At 72.2% G+C, this 798-nt stretch carries 1 protein-coding gene; it reads left to right on the top strand.

All coding sequences use genetic code 11. The features are described 5' to 3' along the window. Window positions 1-636, top strand: a 636-nt coding sequence (locus FVW20_RS17295; RefSeq protein WP_196610558.1) for a biotin--[acetyl-CoA-carboxylase] ligase, incomplete at its 5' end; no start/stop codon positions are given. Between the last annotated feature and the right edge of the window lie 162 nt (window positions 637-798).

Below are 798 nucleotides of genomic sequence, written 5' to 3'. Positions count from 1 at the left end.
CAGACCGCCGGACGGGGACGCGCCGGTCGCGTCTGGGTGTCGCCCGCCGGGGTGGGAGTGTACGTTTCGCTGGTGCTGCGGCCCCGTCTTGCCCCTCAGGGCGCGCCGCTGGTCACCCTGATGACCGCCGTGGCCGTGGCCGAGGCGGTGGCCGAGGTCACCGGCCTTGCCCCGCGCGCCAAATGGCCCAACGACGTGCTGCTGCATGGCCGCAAGGTGTCGGGCAACCTGACCGAGGTGGCCATGGTGGCCGATGCGGTGTCTCACGTGGTCACCGGCGCGGGCATCAACGTGAACACCCACGTCGAGGATCTGCCCGAAGACCTGCGCGGCAAGGCCACCTCGCTGGCGGCGGAACTGGGCCGCCCCGTGTCGCGGGTGGACGTGCTGCGCGCCTTTCTGGAGCGGGCCGAGCATTGGTACGCCGCCCTGCGCGAAGGCGACCCCGGACCGGTCATCGCGCGCTGGAAGGAGCTTTCCGCCATCGTAGGCACCCCCCTGCGGGTGGGCACGCCGCACGGCGTGGTGGAAGGGCTGGTGGCCGACGTGGATCCGGATGGCCTGCTGCGCCTGGTGGATGCCGAGGGGCGCGAACATCGCCTGCATGCGGGCGACGTCATTGACAGCAGGCCGTAAGCACCTATCTCTTCGGGGCCGCGCCCTGCCGGTGTGACCCGCCGGTTCCGGGCGCGTGGCGCGACGTGCCTTCGGCTTGCCGGTTTTTCCGGCATGCCTGCGGGTTTGGCGCGCCCGGCCACGGAGACGGCCACCCGTAATGCGGGCGGCGGCCCGCATTAC

Source organism: Nitratidesulfovibrio oxamicus (assembly GCF_015731765.1).
Classification (GTDB): Bacteria; Desulfobacterota; Desulfovibrionia; order Desulfovibrionales; family Desulfovibrionaceae; genus Cupidesulfovibrio; species Cupidesulfovibrio oxamicus.
The sequence above is the reverse complement of the archived record's forward strand: the minus strand, read 5'-3'. Positions and strand labels throughout refer to the sequence as shown.